Source organism: Psychrobacter sp. DM8 (assembly GCF_051307025.1).
Taxonomy (GTDB): Bacteria; Pseudomonadota; Gammaproteobacteria; order Pseudomonadales; family Moraxellaceae; genus Psychrobacter.
The window spans coordinates 2,601,139-2,617,365 of sequence record NZ_CP195538.1; the positions used below are offsets into that span (position 1 = coordinate 2,601,139).

The 16,227-nt window shown below is 45.7% G+C and carries 15 protein-coding genes; 7 read left to right on the forward strand and 8 right to left on the reverse strand.

Annotated features, from left to right (window positions below; all coding sequences use genetic code 11):
• Positions 1-207 precede the first annotated feature (207 nt).
• The 3 genes from clpP (at position 208) to ACR64J_RS11135 (ending at position 3,513) form a co-directional block, all read left to right on the forward strand.
• Positions 208-894 (forward strand): ATP-dependent Clp endopeptidase proteolytic subunit ClpP, encoded by a 687-nt coding sequence (gene clpP / locus ACR64J_RS11125; RefSeq protein ID WP_435949733.1) that lies wholly within the window; start codon positions 208-210, stop codon positions 892-894.
• Positions 895-966: 72 nt separating this feature from the next.
• Positions 967-2,241: an ATP-dependent protease ATP-binding subunit ClpX gene (gene clpX, locus ACR64J_RS11130; protein ID WP_435949734.1), complete on the forward strand. Its 1,275-nt coding sequence runs from the start codon at positions 967-969 to the stop codon at positions 2,239-2,241.
• Between the two features lie 387 nt (positions 2,242-2,628).
• Positions 2,629-3,513: an SDR family NAD(P)-dependent oxidoreductase gene (locus ACR64J_RS11135; RefSeq protein WP_435951070.1), complete on the forward strand. Its 885-nt coding sequence runs from the start codon at positions 2,629-2,631 to the stop codon at positions 3,511-3,513.
• Positions 3,514-3,615: 102 nt separating this feature from the next.
• Here ACR64J_RS11135 and ACR64J_RS11140 read toward each other — a convergent pair whose 3' ends face one another.
• The 3 genes from ACR64J_RS11140 to argS form a co-directional block, all read right to left on the reverse strand.
• The gene (locus ACR64J_RS11140) at positions 3,616-4,707 is read right to left on the reverse strand and encodes a PTS transporter subunit IIC (RefSeq protein ID WP_435949735.1); all 1,092 of its coding nucleotides are present in this window, start codon (positions 4,705-4,707) and stop codon (positions 3,616-3,618) included.
• A 90-nt stretch (positions 4,708-4,797) separates the two neighbouring features.
• Positions 4,798-5,598 carry an SPOR domain-containing protein gene (locus ACR64J_RS11145; protein WP_317200535.1) on the reverse strand — a complete coding sequence of 267 codons (801 nt, stop codon included), beginning with the start codon at positions 5,596-5,598 and terminating at the stop codon, positions 4,798-4,800.
• Positions 5,599-5,710: 112 nt separating this feature from the next.
• Complete coding sequence (gene argS / locus ACR64J_RS11150; protein WP_435949736.1) at positions 5,711-7,540, reverse strand: arginine--tRNA ligase; 1,830 nt, start codon at positions 7,538-7,540, stop codon at positions 5,711-5,713.
• Between the two features lie 308 nt (positions 7,541-7,848).
• Between argS and ACR64J_RS11155 the strand changes: the two genes are divergently transcribed.
• A complete protein-coding gene (locus tag ACR64J_RS11155; protein WP_435949737.1) occupies positions 7,849-8,070 on the forward strand; it encodes a DUF2788 domain-containing protein in 222 nt (73 codons plus the stop codon).
• Here the strand turns inward: ACR64J_RS11155 and ACR64J_RS11160 are convergent.
• From ACR64J_RS11160 to cmoA, 5 genes are all read right to left on the reverse strand, one after another.
• A complete protein-coding gene (locus ACR64J_RS11160; protein ID WP_435949738.1) occupies positions 8,060-9,262 on the reverse strand; it encodes a DUF1176 domain-containing protein in 1,203 nt (400 codons plus the stop codon). The two genes, ACR64J_RS11155 and ACR64J_RS11160, sit on opposite strands and share 11 nt — an antisense overlap.
• A 49-nt stretch (positions 9,263-9,311) precedes the next feature.
• Positions 9,312-10,514: a benzoate/H(+) symporter BenE gene (gene benE / locus ACR64J_RS11165; RefSeq protein WP_435949739.1), complete on the reverse strand. Its 1,203-nt coding sequence runs from the start codon at positions 10,512-10,514 to the stop codon at positions 9,312-9,314.
• Positions 10,515-10,598: 84 nt separating this feature from the next.
• Positions 10,599-11,630, reverse strand: coding sequence for a tRNA 5-methoxyuridine(34)/uridine 5-oxyacetic acid(34) synthase CmoB (gene cmoB / locus ACR64J_RS11170; RefSeq protein ID WP_435949740.1), 1,032 nt, complete (start codon positions 11,628-11,630; stop codon positions 10,599-10,601).
• A 379-nt stretch (positions 11,631-12,009) separates the two neighbouring features.
• On the reverse strand, positions 12,010-12,885 hold the full coding sequence (locus ACR64J_RS11175; RefSeq protein WP_435949741.1) for a hypothetical protein: 876 nt from the start codon (positions 12,883-12,885) through the stop codon (positions 12,010-12,012).
• Positions 12,886-13,205: 320 nt separating this feature from the next.
• Entirely contained in the window at positions 13,206-13,991 is a 786-nt protein-coding gene (gene cmoA / locus ACR64J_RS11180) for a carboxy-S-adenosyl-L-methionine synthase CmoA (protein WP_435949742.1), read from the reverse strand.
• A 212-nt stretch (positions 13,992-14,203) separates the two neighbouring features.
• On the opposite strand from cmoA, the gene msrA reads away from it, so the two are divergent.
• The 3 genes from msrA to ACR64J_RS11195 all read left to right on the forward strand — a co-directional run bounded on the left by msrA (position 14,204) and on the right by ACR64J_RS11195 (position 16,226).
• Entirely contained in the window at positions 14,204-14,725 is a 522-nt protein-coding gene (gene msrA / locus ACR64J_RS11185) for a peptide-methionine (S)-S-oxide reductase MsrA (protein WP_435949743.1), read from the forward strand.
• Positions 14,726-14,838: 113 nt separating this feature from the next.
• A complete protein-coding gene (gene tmpT, locus ACR64J_RS11190) occupies positions 14,839-15,522 on the forward strand; it encodes a thiopurine S-methyltransferase (protein WP_435949744.1) in 684 nt (227 codons plus the stop codon).
• Positions 15,519-16,226: a DUF1499 domain-containing protein gene (locus ACR64J_RS11195; RefSeq protein ID WP_435949745.1), complete on the forward strand. Its 708-nt coding sequence runs from the start codon at positions 15,519-15,521 to the stop codon at positions 16,224-16,226. The genes tmpT and ACR64J_RS11195 overlap by 4 nt, the downstream gene beginning before the upstream one ends.
• Position 16,227 lies beyond the last annotated feature (1 nt).

The following is a 16,227-nucleotide window of genomic DNA, read 5'->3' on the forward strand; positions in this document are numbered from 1 at the left end:
AATAAAAATGCCCTGACACTTGCTGTTAGGGCATTTTTATTAACGATCTTGTCGTCTGTGCCCTTGATAACTGAGCATACGCGCCCTATTAATAGGGAACCATTTTACTTTTTCACAGGATTACTCCACTATTATGAATATAAAAAAGTTATGATACTTTCATTCATCGTAGTGCTCATGTTTTTAGACTTATAAATAGGATCTTTTATGACAGATTATGATCGCATCACTGCCAACCCCCATTTTGATATGCTGATGAGTGCTCACAACGAAGCGAAGCACATCCAAAGCAGCCCTCAAGCCGCCCTCGTCCCTATGGTCGTTGAGCAATCAGCGCGCGGCGAACGCTCGTTTGATATCTTCTCACGTCTATTGCGTGAGCGTGTTATCTTTTTGACCGGTCAAGTTGAAGATCACATGGCCAACCTAATCGTGGCGCAGCTTTTATTCTTAGAAGCTGAAAACCCTGACAAAGATATCCATCTGTATATTAACTCGCCAGGCGGTTCGGTAAGTGCAGGCCTTGCTATCTTTGATACTATGAACTTTATTAAGCCTGAGGTGTCGACCATCTGTATGGGCGGCGCTTATAGCATGGGTTCATTCTTACTCGCGGCGGGCGAACGCGGCAAGCGTTATGCGCTAGCTAACTCTCGCGTTATGATTCACCAGCCCTCAGGCGGCGCGCAAGGTCAGGCGACTGATATCGAGATTAATGCGCGTGAAATCCTAAAAACTCGCGACCGTCTCAACCAGATTTTGGCAGAGCGTACCGGTCAACCGGTCGAGAAAATCGAAAAAGACGTCGAGCGTGATTACTGGTTAGACGCAAAAGAAGCCAAAGAGTACGGTTTGGTTGACGAAGTATTAGAGCGCCGCCCTGACTCATTATAAAGACTGACGCTTTTTTTACTTATCAAAAGCCTAGTTACGCAATACAAGACTAAATTTTAGGAGCGCCTGTATATGGCAGATGACAAAACCCCGCACTGCTCGTTTTGCGGTAAAGCCAAAAGTGATGTCAAGCAGCTGATTGCCGCTGACGATGCCAATATCTGTAATGAATGTATTGAGCTGTGCACCGACCTGATCGCCGATAGTGATGTCGATACTGACGATGATAGCGAGATTGATACCTCGTGGGTCAATAAAAAATTACCGACGCCAAAAGAGCTACGCGCCAAGCTCGATGAATACGTTATCGGACAAGACGCTGCCAAAAAAGCGCTATCTGTAGCAGTTTATAATCACTATAAGCGTCTTAAAGTGAGCCAAACTTTAGCACGCGATAGTAAAAAAGCTAAGATCGGCGCTGATGATGCGATGGTCGAGTTGGCTAAGAGTAATATCTTACTGATCGGTCCAACAGGCTCTGGTAAGACATTGCTCGCGCAAACCTTGGCTCGTCTGCTTGATGTGCCCTTTGCGATGGCAGATGCCACGACATTGACCGAAGCCGGTTATGTTGGTGAAGATGTTGAAAACATCGTACAAAAGTTATTACAAGCCTCAGACTATGACGTAGGTAAAGCCGAACAAGGTATCATCTATATCGATGAGATCGACAAGATCAGTAAAAAAGGCGATAACCCGTCTATCACCCGTGATGTGTCAGGTGAGGGCGTACAACAAGCCCTGCTTAAACTTATCGAAGGTACGGTTGCTGCTATCCCGCCACACGGTGGTCGTAAGCATCCACAGCAAGAGCTGATCCAAGTCGATACTAGCAATATCCTTATCATCGTTGGTGGCGCGTTTGCCGGTCTCGATAAAGTCATTCAGCAGCGTACTGAAAAAGGCGGTATCGGTTTTAACGCCGATGTCAGCTCAAAAGATGACAGCGCGCGCAGCTCAGATTTGCTACAACAAGTTGAGCCTGAGGATCTGATTAAGTTTGGTCTAATTCCAGAATTGATTGGTCGTCTGCCGGTACTCGCGGCGCTAAAAGAGCTGGATGAAGAAGCACTGGTACAGATCTTAACTGAGCCTAAGAACGCTCTAGTTAAGCAGTATAAGTATCTATTCGATATGGAAGGCGCTGACATTAGCTTTACCAATGAAGCGCTTGACGCTATCGCCAAAAAAGCCATGGAGCGTAAAACAGGTGCTCGTGGTCTGCGCTCTATCGTTGAGAATGCTCTGCTTGAGACTATGTATGAGCTGCCATCGATGAAAAATGCCAAGACGGTTATGGTAGATGAAGAAGTGATTAACGAAGGTAAAATACCTAAAATTGCTTAACTGGTTATTATACTTGTAGATGTCGTTATTAGTATTAACAAGCGCTTAGCACTAGCTAGGCGCTTTTTTATGGCGCGCTGTTTTTGTTTTACTTGGCATAATGACATTTATAAAATGACAGTGGCGTTTATCAATCCTTGTCAGCCCTAATCGTAAACTATGCTAATCTACAATCACCACTTTTGTTCTATTATTTATTAAAGTCGTATACGATTGTCATTTATCACACAAAGGTTATTACACAAAGGATTGTTCATCATGCTTAATAACGTTACCGCTGTGGCAAGCTCGCTGCGTCAGCAACTGCCCTTTTCGTCCCATCAAGATCAAGATATTGACTCTTATTACCGCGATCATGTCGCTGCTATCACAGGAGCCGGCTCCGGTATGGGTCGCGAGCTGGCGCTTCATTTAGCGCAGATGGGCTGTCATCTAGCATTATCAGACATCAATGCCGAGCAACTGGCGCAAACCAAGGATCTACTGGTTGGTTATGATATAAAAGTCACGACTACGATGCTGGATGTCTCAGATAACAAGGCGGTTGAAGCTTGGGCGGATGAGGTCATGAGCGATCATGGTAAGGTAAATTTTATCTTTAACAATGCAGGAGTAGCACTGTACTCAACGGTTGAAGGCAGTAGTATTAGTGAGCTTGAGTGGGTCATGGATATCAACTTTTGGGGCGTCGTCTATGGTACTAAGGCGTTTTTACCTTTGATAAAAAACAGCGTCAAAGCTAGCGCGATTGACAGTAGTAGCAAAGCTAATAATCAAAACAAAAGCTCACGACAATTCAAAGAGCATGGTCATATTATTAACATCTCAAGCCTGTTTGGCTTAACTGCGCAGCCTTCACAATCTGCTTATAACGCCAGCAAATTTGCGGTGCGCGGTTTTACTGAGAGCTTGCGTCAAGAGTTAGATATTCAGCAAAGCGGCGTGTCAGCGACTTGTATTCATCCAGGTGGTATCAAGACCAATATTGCTAATAGTGCGCGCGGTAACGACAGTATTATTGATATCGGTCTTAGCAATGATGCTATCAAAAAGTTCAATAAATTTTTAAAGTTTGATGCCAGCCAAGCGGCTTGGATTATTTTGCAGGCAGCGGCAACCAATCAGCCGCGCTGCTTAATCGGTAACGATGCCAAAGTGATAGACGCGCTACAACGGGTATTCCCTGCGCGTTATAGTCAAGTGTTAAATGATGTCAATAAATTATCGCGTAGATTAAAAGGTAAAAGACCTGCCAAAACGCACCAAGCTTAAATTTTTTGGATAAAAACCTTTTAGGTATGAATTTTTATACGAAAACCCCAGCCATTAGATATGGCTGGGGTTTTATTTTTGAGTGCTTCTAGACTTATACAATTAAGGCAGTTTCATATCACCAGCAACCAGCCAGCCCATACGGCGCATTCCATAAGCGACGAGTCCTGCGATAACAGCAGGCAACACAAACATCAATAGGATAATAGCCGTCCACATCTGACTTGTGCTCATAATTTCTTTTGAGGCTTCAATTACCCCAAACACGCCGACCAATCCAGCTGTACCCATACCCGCCCCTGTCGCTGTACAAGCCAGCTCAAAGACGACCGTTGCGATAGGGCCAACGATAGCGCTAGCGATAACGGCAGGCAATAAGATTAAAGGCTTTTTGAGGACATTAGGGATCTGTAGCATACTCGTACCCAAACCTTGTGAGATAACACCGCTAAACCCATTGTCCTTAAAGCTGGCGACCGCAAAGCCAATCATATGTGCCGCGCAGCCAACGACCGCCGCCCCGCCTGCTAAACCGCCCAGTCCAATGGCAATACAAATCGCTGCACTAGATGTCGGCAGTGTCAGTAAGATACCGACGACGACTGCTATCACAATTCCCATCAGTAGTGGCTGCAGCTCTGTCGCCGCTTGAATGCCCTGCCCAATAGCATTGACCGCTGCGACAACAGGCGGATTAAGTAGCGCACAGACCGCGAGGGCAACTGCGCATACCAATAACGGCACTAATAAAATATCTAGCTTGGTCTTGCCTGCAATCCAAGTGCCGCCGCGGTAAGCGAAGACGGAAGCCAGATAAGCGCCTATTGGATTGCCAGGCAGGGCGATAAAAGTAGCAGGCCCGCCAACTTGCGGGGTAAATAAAGTCCCTGCCATTAGCGCTTCAGAATGCGCGCCTAGCATACCAGCGACTAGGCAGCTCAGCATAACCAGTGTCGGTGCTTTAAGATAGTAAGCGATTCCAACACCAATACCTGCACCCATTAAAATAGAGGCCAATTTGCCGACAGCCACTAGCGAGGGTAAGTTAAGCCAGCCACCGATCTGCGAGATAATCAATCCTGCTATAAGGGTCACAAATAGCCCAAGCGCCATACCGGTAAAAGCATCGATAAAGTACTTTTGAAAAAAAGCTTTGATAGCGCTAGGAGGCGCAGCTAAAGGTGATGACGTCATAGTTATACTCATACTCTTAAGAAAGAAATAAGTCAAAAAAAGAAGCTAAAAAAAGCGCCCTATTGACGCTTTTAAAAGAACTGCTGTAGTTCAGCGGCGCTGCTCGACGATGATAGAGTCAATACCGTTATTTTGTAGGCGCTGCTGAGCGCTTGCGACCGCTTGTCTGTTATTCATAGGTCGTGAGATGACTTGATAGATAGGCAAGCCGTTACCTGTAGTATTTTTGACCACTCTAGCATCCACGCCTGCCATCAACACCTGCGCGCGGCGGCGATCGGCCTCGTCCGCATTACCAAAGCTATTGATCTGCAAAATATAAGTAGCTGCAGGGGCCGCTCTTTGTACACTTGCCGTCCCTGTCTCAGTTGCTCTATTAGAGGTCGTATTATTAGCAGGAGGCGACCCATCGTAAGTCGTATTTTCTTCAACGATAACGATATCATTGTCGCTATTAGCAGCATTGCTATTGCCGCGAGCAGGCTCTATCGTTGTACTCTCAGCGATACCAAAATTGCCCGTATCCGTAGGACTTGAGGTATCCTCAGTCTGGTTGACTACGACGTCTGGCTCAAAGTCGTTGATACTGCCAATCTGATCGTCAAACTCTCCCAAGTCCTCGTCTGGTATAGTCGCCATCTCTTGATTGGGCAAGATGTCATAGAACTCATAGTCGCTATTGTCGGTATCGGTATCCACACGCGGCTGTACCTGCCGATCAGGATCGGATTCTGCGCCGCTACCTGCGGGACTAAAATCAAACAAAGGCGATAAGTACAAAAACACCCCGATCATCAGCGTTAGTATTGCGCCAACGAGCATCCACAATAAGCCTGATACGCTACTTGATTTGCGCTTTTGGGTGGCGCCTCTTGGTTTTTTGGCGAGCATGGATCTTTCTCCTGAGCGATTTTCTAACAAAGAGCCTTTAACATCAGGGCATTATATCAACAAGTACAAGCGCACTTGCTGAATTATTCATGGATTTGGGTCTATAGCAGGGCTACATGCTAGTCGGTGCTGATAGTCCAAGCAGACCCAAGCCATTAGCCAGTACCTGCCTGACCGCTTTGGATAGATGCAGGCGCGCTTGCATCATATCAAGCTCCTCCTGATTTGGCGTTGCCCCTGATGTCAGGCTCAATGGCAGGATACGATCACGGTCATACCAGCCATGAAACAGCGCTGCCAACTCTTTGAGGTAATTGGTAAGTATGTGCGGCTCATAACCCGTTGCTGCGCGTAGTAGCGTTGCCGGATAAGCCCCAAGCAGTTTAATCAACTCCTCTTCGCTAGGAGAGGTCAGCAGATGCTGCTGCTGTACGCCGATAGTATCATCTACGCTTAGACCATTATCTTCTAGCTTTTGGAGCACGCGATAAATACGCGCATGAGCATATTGAATATAGTAGACCTGGTTGTCTTTACTTTGCGACTTAGCAAGCTCTAAATCAAAGTCCACATGCACCTCAGGTTTGCGCGCCACATAATAAAAACGCGCCGCATCATTACCGACCTCGCCTCGCAGCTCACGCAAGGTCACAAACTCGCCCTTACGCGATGACATGGGCACTTTTTCATCGCCGCGCCATAGGGCAACGAACTGCACTAGTACTACATCAAGGCGATTGGCATCGATTCCTAAGGCGAGTAGCGCCGCTCTCACGCGCGGAATGTAACCGTGGTGGTCAGCGCCCCAGACGTTAATGACTTTATCAAAGCCGCGATCGAATTTATTTTTGTGATACGCAATATCTGAGGCAAAATAAGTGGTTTGACCATTAGCGCGGCGTACTACCCGATCTTTTTCATCGCCAAAGTCTGTGGATTTAAACCAGATATTGCCGTCTTTCTCATATAGATAGCCTTTATCCTCTAAGATTTGTAGCACAGGCTCGATATCAGCATCGATAGAGCGCTCATGGAACCAACACTCATAGCGCACGCCAAAGTCGTTGAGATCATCTTTGATATCCGCCAAAATACCATTTAGAGCCGCATCCAAAAACAGCGCATAGTCATCACCAAGCAATGCTTTGCTATTAGCAATCAAACCATCGATATGCGCCTCTTTATCACCAGATATCAATTCCTGCTCACCTGCCGCGTTGGTTTGATAATGCGCGTCTGCGGGCACGCCTATGACGATATCGGCAAAGCGCTGCACGTATTTATCACCCTGTTCTGCTTTTATCGTCTCTGCAATATCGCGGACATAATCACCCACATAAGCGTTCGATGGAAATACAACCGTTTCATTATTGGCTTGTAAGTAACGCAAATAAGTACTGGTTGCCAAGATGTCCATTTGACGACCCGCGTCATTGACATAATACTCGCGCGTGACGTCATAACCGACGGCCTCTAGCAGGTTGGCAACGCTCATACCAAATGCCGCCCCACGCCCATGACCAACATGCAGACTCGAGGTTGGATTGGCAGAGACAAACTCTACTTGCACCTTTTGACCCTCAAACTGATCGCTAAGACCAAAGCGTGCGCCTTTATCGAAGATGTCGTTTAATACGGCAAATTTAGCATCGCTATTTAAAAACACATTGATAAAACCAGGCCCTGCGATATCTACTTGGCGAATGTCTTGATTATCAGGCAATGCATCGACGATGCTTTGCGCCAATTCGCGCGGGTTTTTTTTAGCCGCTTTTGCCGCACTTAAGGCAACATTACTGGCAAAGTCGCCATGAGCGGTGTCTTTAGTACGAGTAATTTGGCTATTGTTTTGCCAATCAGCAGGCAAGATGCCTTGATCTTTTAGCGTTTGCGCAGCAGTATCAAACAATTGGGCTAAGGTGTCGATTTGGGCTTGTGACATAGGACTAGTAACTCAAATAAATAAAAGGCGCAAAAAGGGCGCGAAATATGGATAACTGGTAAATATAACAACCTTTAGGATCGATTGCATCTTTAATACAAAAAATAGCGTCACATTTTATTTCTTGGTTCAGGCTGGCAACTACAAAAGGCGTCGCTACTTTGCATCGAATAAAACACCTCTGTAGATGACCCATTAGTCGTATAGTTTGTCGCGTTTGTATTGTATCAAAGCACGGTTAGACGCATATCAGTAAGGTTACACGCTATAATGCGTTTTGATAATTTTGCCTGATATAGGATATAACTATGTTTGCTATCGCTGCTAGCACCGTCACCAGTTGGGGACTTTACGTTTTACTACCGATCTTTATCGCATTTTTGTTCTTTATTATGTGGGATATCTCCAAAAAGTCGGATGCAGGACGCGCAGGCACCTTTTGGATTTTCTTGGCTTTAGGTGCAGGGTTTGTAGGCTTTTTACTCAAATTATTATTAGAAGTTGCTTTTGATAAATGGTTTATTGGTTAGGTTTAATGACTTCACTGACATAAGTCGGCATCTGCCATGCGCCGCCTGCTTCTATGAGTCGGCACAGACCTGTAGTCATCTCACGGGTTTTGGCAAACGTTTTGCCGTCCCAAAGCCAATTCGTCATCGACCAACAATCGCCCAAACCTCGCCCTTTGTGCGCAGCAATTATTTTACCACCATAGTAGTCGCTGCCTGCGGTCGTAATAAGCTTAGGATTGCTAGGCTTACGATGATCAATCAGCCAATACCCTGCACCAAAATTATAAGCGCCAGTCCAGCAACTATGAACCGCTAACGTATGGCTATCATCCACGGGTACAAACTCCCAGCCAAGCAGGCTTGAGCTATATTCTTGTCTGCTTTGATAGACTTGCGTTTTTGGATTGACAAGCTCGCAATCACCCATAACCTGCTCTGAGCCCATTAGTGACTCGGCATCAATATCGACCCATTTGCTAATATTGTTTTGTAGGTAGGTTAGCCTTGAGGTAGAGATCGGCTGGTTATCTTTATCTGAATAAGCAAACGCTTTTTTGATCACAGGTTTGGCTATAGCCTTTTTTGGTATCTGCTGTTTGGAGTGCTGTTTACTCACCAAAGCGATCGGCTTCCCGACTCTTCCTTGGGTTTCATCCAACTTCAATAATACTGCGCTCATGCCTTTATCTGATATTTGCCATTGATACTCACCCCTCTTAAATACTATTTTTGTATGCTTACGAGCCTTATCAATAAGCTGCTTAGTTTGAGCGGTCGTCAATCTGCCCCGGCCCATCTCGTCAGTATTTAAGTCCACCTTACCGAAGTATTGATCATCGAGCCATAACTCAATAGGGTGGTTTTGTCCCTCAATTTGAGCGATGATTTCATTTGATGACTCCCAGTAGTTTAATACTACCTGTGTGTTGGGTATTTTCTCGCCTGCCGCTACAGTCATCATAATACTGCCGCGCCATTCGGCAGTTTCCTGCGTATACCCCGCCGCGCTGCAAGTCAAGGTATTGTCGCAGACCACATGCCAGTCACCGCTGACAAAACCACTGCCCTCAAAAGGATCGCCGTAAGCCCCGTACGCGTTATTCAGCATTAAGCCTAATACACTAGCACTAAGCGCTTTGACAAGCTGATTTTGTACAACGAATCGTTTTGATAGCTGACTCATCATAGACTCACTTTTAAGAGCATTCATTGTTATCTTATTACAGCTACTGGTCGAAATCAGTTTTATTTTTATTGGTTTATGGCTTTACAAACATAGGCAGCAGGCGTTTTTTGGTCAGTACATAATGTGCAATCATACCGATAACCACGCCCCAAAATACTGAGCTTAATCCTAAGAACTGCATGCCAGAGGCGGTCGCCATAAAAGTAATCAACGCCGAATCCCTTTGCGCCTCATCCCTCATAGCGATATGGATATTGGCAGAGATGGCACCAATGAGCGCAAGGCCCGCCAGCGCTGCGATAAGCTCTTTGGGCAATAAGCTAAATACCGCGACGATACTGCCCGCAAACAGCCCACCGAGTAAATAAAACAAGCTATTAGCGATACCTGCGATATAGCGCTTGCCCTTGTCTTCATGGGCGTCCTTGCCCGTGCCCAAAGCGGCGGTAATAGCGCCCAAGGTCACAGTGATACCGCCAACGCAGGCGACTGCTAATGAGGCAATACCAAAGCTGCTGACAATAGGCTTTGCTGGTATCTCATAGCCACTTAATCTCAAGATCGCCATGCCTGGCAAGAACTGACCGCTTAGGCTGACCAGAATCAGCGGAATGGCCAAATTAAATACCGAGCGCCATGTCCACTCAGGGGCGATAAAGGTCGGTATTGTAATTGCCAAATCGATATCGACAGGATTCATTTTGCCAAACAGCAGGCTTAAGACGACGCCGCAGGATAACACCCAAATCATGGTATAGCGCGGCGTGTAGCGCTTAGCAAACAAATAACACGCCAGCATACTAAAGACAATGACGGGCATAGTATCCGTCGCCACAAACAAATCTAGCCCAAACTGAAACAAGATACCTGCCATCATGCCAGCTGCGATACCATTAGGAATCAAGCGCAATAGCTTATCGAATGACCCTGTGATCCCAACTAAGAACACTACGATAGCGCAGATGATATAAGCCGCGACTGCCTCGTTGATACTCATTTGCGGGAACAAAGTCACCAGTAGCGCTGTACCGGGTGCTGACCAGCCGGCAACGATAGGCGTTTTGTATGTAATCGATAGATAAATACCCGGTATCACCGCGCCGATGGAGATACCCCAAATCCAAGACGCCATCATCGCATCGGACACTTGTGCAGCTTGAGCCGCCTGAAAAAATATCACTAGCGGCCCAGCATAAGCGATAAGCACGGCTAAGAAGCCTGCGACCGAAGCGGACAGCGACCAGTCATTCTTCAAAGTCTTTAGTAAGCTTGCCATAGGGCGTCCTTGCAACTGAGCAATGAGCAGTCAGCACAATTATAAGAGAGTCTGTGATTTGTGATTGGGCATAGCTTATTAGTATTATTTTTTGGCAATGAGGGTCGCACGCTTCGGTGCGGGATAGCCTTCAATGGTTTTGCTATGATTATTAGGATCTAAAAAGTCTGCCAGTGATTGATAGGTCATCCACTCCGTTGCTCGCTGTTCCTCAGTGGTCGTCACATCGACATCGACACAGCGCACCTCACGAAATCCGACCTTTTTAAGCCAGCCAATAAGTGCTTCAACCGAGGGCAAAAAATACACGTTATTCATTTGCGCATAACGCTCATGCGGCACCAATACCGTATTGGCATCACCGTCAATCACTAGCGTTTCAAGTACCAGCTCGCCACCTTTAATTAGCTGCCCTTTAAGCTGCTGCAAATGCTCAAAAGGGGACTGGCGATGATACAGCACGCCCATACTAAATACGGTATCGAACAATTGGCTGTGCTCAGGCAAAGCTTCTAATGGCACAGGAATATAATGGGTACGATAGTTATCCGCTACGCCTACAAAGTGCCGTATCGCCATAAACTGATGATAAAACAGGCACGACGGATCAACAATAATCACCGTATCCGCGCCCGCCCCTGCCATACGCCAACCGTGATAACCCGAGCCGCCGCCCACATCTAAGATACGTCTATTTTTCAGCGCACTCAAATGCGGCGCTACTCGCTGCCATTTCCAATCACTATGCCACTCGGTATCTATCTTGATACCTGACTCATCATCGCCAATTTGACCCCCAATTTGAAAAGGCCCTTTACGCCACGGCATCAGCTGCTTGAGTAGTGCCGTTGTTTGTTTGCGCTGAGAGTCACTAAGATTCGCCTCAATCTTTAACGTATCGCTACCCAAATCGACACTATTGACGGTTAACTCTGGCAAACGCGCCACGGCCGCTTGATACGCTGGCGCGTGTGCGTAGCGGCTTTTGTCTTTTATATCACCTAGCCACGTTGGTAAGTGCTTGAGCCACTCATAAGCGCTCGGCTGCTGCTGCGCCAGTGCTAGCAAGGTTAGATATAGTTCGCGTTCGGCATTAGCAATGGTTTGATTGGTCATAAAAATTTCAATTTTCGTTAAGTTATGATTAGATAGATAAGCGTTATAAGAGGAACAATAAAGACAAAAAGAGTGGCCTTGAGCTTAGCGTTCTTTAAGAGTCGTGAAATCTGCGGGGCATGGATTATTTATTTTTAAGGATTGGGTAAAAACCGTTCATTAGCAAAGCTTGACGTAGGGTGCGCCCCGCGCACCATTTAAGAATGAGATTTCAAAATCAGAAGTATATTTGTAAGTAGCCTAGCGTAGGGTCATTTGTGTAATAAGTAAATTAATTTTATAGAATTCCTACAGTAAAAAACTTTATTTAAAGTATTTTCCTTGCAAAACTAAAACTGTAATATAACTTTTTGACTTTTTCTGGTGCGCGGGGCGCACCCTACAAACTAAGCATATGCTTAGGCGCAATATATTCAAGTAAGAAATTTTCAAGATTATCACCGCCACAGTTGGTATTGTGAACCATAATTTGATCAACACCACCAACACAGTAGGTGTGATAGTCCTCAACTTCAAGGTTATATACTGTGGTAGTATAAGGAATATAAGACTTTGTACCGTCATCGTGAGTCATGACATTAAAGTTATCACAGGCAATGCGCGTAAACTGGAAAGCACCAGAATACTTATCAACATCATCCATATCAAACAACGTGCCTTTATCTAGACTTTCCTCCATATCCTCATAGTCATGGACATAGTAAGGTGTGGCGTGCATCCATGCCATATTATCGCCATGACCACTCCCATACTGGTATAAAGGTTTAGCGGCGACTACTGCATAATAAGTACCTTTTTTTGGGTTCAATAATACGTCTCCAAATGTGAGCTGGTCTGCACGTCTCCATTCAGGTGTATCAAGTAACACTAAATCCTTTGGCGGTCCAATAAGTGAACGATCTCGATCAGTATGATATCCTTTACCCACGACCATAAAGGGGTGGTTTGGCGTGACGCCAACATGGTTTGGTAACATTGCATAATGAATATCATCTATATCTGTTAGAGCGGGTCTAGTGATATCGATATATCCAACGTACCATATCTCTTTGTTTTCAAACTTAAAGGTCTTGGTCACTCGTTTGAAAACAGGCTCCCCGATGCCATTTTCAGGTGCTGATAGCACCTTATCACCCACCTCGATATCTTGTATCGGTTTGTAGCTAAATCTATTTGGCCCCTCTACTCTGACTGATGTTCCTTTAACAAAACCTTTATTGGTTCGATGGCTTGCATCTCGTGTCGGTGTTGTCATAAAGTATTATCCAAAATTGTAGTTTCCGTAGGGTGCGTTCCACGCACCGATAAAGTACATATCTCTTTAATAGGTGATTCGAAAGCAGCCTACAAAAAAAATAACCCAAACCACGCTAAATAGTCGCAAAAAAAACGATGTCAACGCTAGCCTCGATTGTAGCGGTTATCCTGCTGTGTTGGATGAGTTGCGAGGGCCAGGTTTGGGGCGGCTCGCGGAGCAAGAGACGCGCCAAACCTTAGCCTCTCGCCTCATACCAGCTAGCAGATAATAGCGAAAAGCGAGATTAGCTCCCCCAAATCATTCAAGACATTCAAACACTACTTAAACGCCACAATAGACAAAAAATTTAAAAACTGAAACCAAGTCAGATGGCGCTTAAAACCGACGTGATGTAGGCGCTGATGATGCTCATCTAAGGTATCGGTAATAAGGACATTTTCTAACGCATTACGTTTGCCGCTAATCTCCATCTCGCTATAGCCATTAGCGCGTTTAAAATCATAATAACGCTCGACCAGCCATGCATCATACTGCTCATCAAGCGCATGGGTCTTTTCGGTCAGCACCAGTATGCCACCCTCCTCTAGCGCATTATAAATATTTTCTAATACCACTACCCTATCCGCTGCGGGTAAGAACTGTAATGTGAGGTTTAAAATGACCATATCGCAAGGCTCAAGCTCGATATCGCGAATATCAGCGGTAATCACTTCAATGTCATGCTCAGGATAATTATCACTTAGCAAAGTTTTGGCCTCTGTCGTCATCGCTGGAGAGATATCAACCGCTTTGATTTGCAAGTCATGTGGCGCAAATTCACCTGCCAGCGTCATTGTTGCCCCACCAAGTGAGCAGCCCAAATCATAGATGCGGCTAACTCTTTGCCCGTTATCGTTTTGCTGACGATATTTGCAATGACGACGGGCGAATATCGGTAGCATAGCGAGCACTTGACCGTAACCTGGGACGCTGCGGCGAATCATATCGGGGAAGCAGGCGACGACTTGCTCATCAAAGGAGAAGCGCGCCGCTTTATCCAGCGGCGTGGTAAAGGGTTTATCAAAGATCGTATCGTGTTTGCTAGTAGGCTTGGCTTGGCTCATAAGACGGCTCGTTATGACAGTATCGTTGCTTGGTACGCATTGCAGACAGTAGAGGTAGTAAAAGCTCATTATAACATTACTGTTTGTTACTTATTACGTTTGGCACGCCTGCTAAGCTAAATGGGTATTGCTTGGGCAATGAAGTATTGAAAAATCAAACATTTGCAACCATATAAAGACCCTAGCGCACATTAATAATAAAAGGAAAAATTATGCAAACGATCGTATTAGGCGGTGGCTGTTTTTGGTGCACCGAATCCGTATTTTTATCGGTAAAAGGCGTGCAGTCTGTCGTCTCAGGTTATATGGGCGGGGATGCGGCTACGGCCAATTATCGCGCGGTTTGCGGCGGCAATAGTGGTCATATTGAAGTCATCAAAGTAGAGTATGATGAGTCTGTCGTACCGTTAGAAGTGATCCTTGATGTGTTTTTTGCCACTCATGATCCTACTACAATGGATCGCCAAGGCAACGATGTCGGTAGCCAATATCGTAGTGCGGTGTTCTATACGGACGAAGATCAAAAGCCTACTGTTGATCGCACGATCAACAAATTGCGTGACATGGGTCTGGGCATCGTCACCGAAGTACATCCTGCTGTTGAGTTCTACGCCGCTGAAGATGAGCATCAAGATTTCTTCAATAGAAATCCTAATCAGGCGTATTGTAACTTCTCGATTCCGCCCAAGCTTGCCAAATTACGCAAAGAGTTTAGTCAATACATGGTCGCATAAACGCTTAAAACTGTTAATGATTGATAAAGCCAAGGGTTAATACGCTTGGCTTTTTTGTTGCGTTTAGCGGTATGATAATCGCTGATGAAGGATTTAGGATTAGGAAAAACGGTATGAATGCAGAATTTTGGCAAGCGCGTTGGGGTCAGGGTCGTATTGGCTTTCATAAGTCTGAGGTCAATCCGTTGTTGCTTAAATATTTTACGGCCCTAAAACTGAAAAAAGGTAGCCGAATATTAGTACCTTTAAGCGGTAAATCGTTGGATATGACTTGGCTGGCGCAGCAAGGTTATGAAGTCGTCGGTATTGAGCTGGTCGAATCCGCGGTGCAAGCCTTCTTCGCTGAGCAGAATATCTCGCCAACTGTACATCAGCATGCAGATAATTCCGCTATTAAATATTATCAAGGGAAGCTTGCAAATCAAATGATTACTTTATGGGTCGCTGATATCTTTGCCTTAACGGCTGATGATATCGGTCATATTAATGCGGTCTATGACAGAGCCGCGCTAATCGCTATGCCAGCTGATATGCGACCAAAATATAGCGAGCAGATCCGTCAGATGAGTGCTAACGCGACGCAACTATTGATTACCCTTTCTTATGATCAAAACCAAAAAGACGGCCCGCCATTTTCTGTCAGCCGTGAGCAAGTACAGCAGTATTATAGTAATGATTATCACATCACAGAGCTTGAAAATAATGCTTCGACGCTAAATGCTAATGCCTCTCTTAGCGTCACTGAACACGTTTGGCTGTTAAGCGATCCACGAATCAATCAAAGAGAAGCCTTATGAAAATTATCGTCAGTCTCATAAGCGTGATTGCTTTTTTATTAGTGCTACTTCCAGGCCCCCTGTACAAGTTTGGCATTGTCGATTTAGGGAGCGCTTTTGCAGGCTTTACTTTTAGCATGCTAGCAGGTGGTATCGCGCTGATTATGCTGACTATTCAAGCTTTGTTTAAGCGAGAGACGCTGACTATCTCTAGTGTCCTGCTAGCGGTCACTCTGTCTTTGATTGCCATCATCATCCCCCTTGGTATGCTTAGCACCGCCAAAAGCGTTCCTCCCATTCACGACATCTCAACTGATATGATCAATCCGCCGCAGTTTGTCGCTATCGCCCCGCTACGTGCTGACGCACCAAACCCTGTTGAATACGCGGGTAGCGAGAGCGCCGAGCAACAGCGCGACGCGTACCCTGATATTCAAACCCTTACTTACTCACAATCGCAGAATGAATTGATAGAAGCTAGCGAACAAGCAGTAAATAATTTGGGCTGGGATTTGGTCAATACGGATACGAGTACAGGTATCGTTGAAGCCACAGACACGACGGTTTGGTTCGGCTTTCAAGATGATGTTATCGTACGCGTCACAGACCAAGGTGATGAGCGTCTGCTCGATATCCGTAGTAAATCACGTATAGGTGGCAGTGACTTGGGTAAAAATGCCGATCGTATTCGTGACTTCGTTAAGGAGTTGGAGGGGGTTTTATAAA

What these genes read in the sequence shown, in the direction of transcription:
- ACR64J_RS11140 (WP_435949735.1), bottom strand. Translation starts at nt 4,707, where the DNA reads ATGACGTCATCACCTTTAGCTGCGCCTCCTAGCGCTATCAAAGCTTTT.
- msrA (WP_435949743.1), top strand. Translation starts at nt 14,204, where the DNA reads ATGCAAACGATCGTATTAGGCGGTGGCTGTTTTTGGTGCACCGAATCC.
- ACR64J_RS11175 (WP_435949741.1), bottom strand. Translation starts at nt 12,885, where the DNA reads ATGACAACACCGACACGAGATGCAAGCCATCGAACCAATAAAGGTTTT.
- ACR64J_RS11155 (WP_435949737.1), top strand. Translation starts at nt 7,849, where the DNA reads ATGTTTGCTATCGCTGCTAGCACCGTCACCAGTTGGGGACTTTACGTT.
- benE (WP_435949739.1), bottom strand. Translation starts at nt 10,514, where the DNA reads ATGGCAAGCTTACTAAAGACTTTGAAGAATGACTGGTCGCTGTCCGCT.
- tmpT (WP_435949744.1), top strand. Translation starts at nt 14,839, where the DNA reads ATGAATGCAGAATTTTGGCAAGCGCGTTGGGGTCAGGGTCGTATTGGC.
- clpX (WP_435949734.1), top strand. Translation starts at nt 967, where the DNA reads ATGGCAGATGACAAAACCCCGCACTGCTCGTTTTGCGGTAAAGCCAAA.
- ACR64J_RS11145 (WP_317200535.1), bottom strand. Translation starts at nt 5,598, where the DNA reads ATGCTCGCCAAAAAACCAAGAGGCGCCACCCAAAAGCGCAAATCAAGT.
- ACR64J_RS11160 (WP_435949738.1), bottom strand. Translation starts at nt 9,262, where the DNA reads ATGAATGCTCTTAAAAGTGAGTCTATGATGAGTCAGCTATCAAAACGA.
- clpP (WP_435949733.1), top strand. Translation starts at nt 208, where the DNA reads ATGACAGATTATGATCGCATCACTGCCAACCCCCATTTTGATATGCTG.
- cmoA (WP_435949742.1), bottom strand. Translation starts at nt 13,991, where the DNA reads ATGAGCCAAGCCAAGCCTACTAGCAAACACGATACGATCTTTGATAAA.
- argS (WP_435949736.1), bottom strand. Translation starts at nt 7,540, where the DNA reads ATGTCACAAGCCCAAATCGACACCTTAGCCCAATTGTTTGATACTGCT.
- ACR64J_RS11195 (WP_435949745.1), top strand. Translation starts at nt 15,519, where the DNA reads ATGAAAATTATCGTCAGTCTCATAAGCGTGATTGCTTTTTTATTAGTG.
- cmoB (WP_435949740.1), bottom strand. Translation starts at nt 11,630, where the DNA reads ATGACCAATCAAACCATTGCTAATGCCGAACGCGAACTATATCTAACC.
- ACR64J_RS11135 (WP_435951070.1), top strand. Translation starts at nt 2,629, where the DNA reads ATGGGTCGCGAGCTGGCGCTTCATTTAGCGCAGATGGGCTGTCATCTA.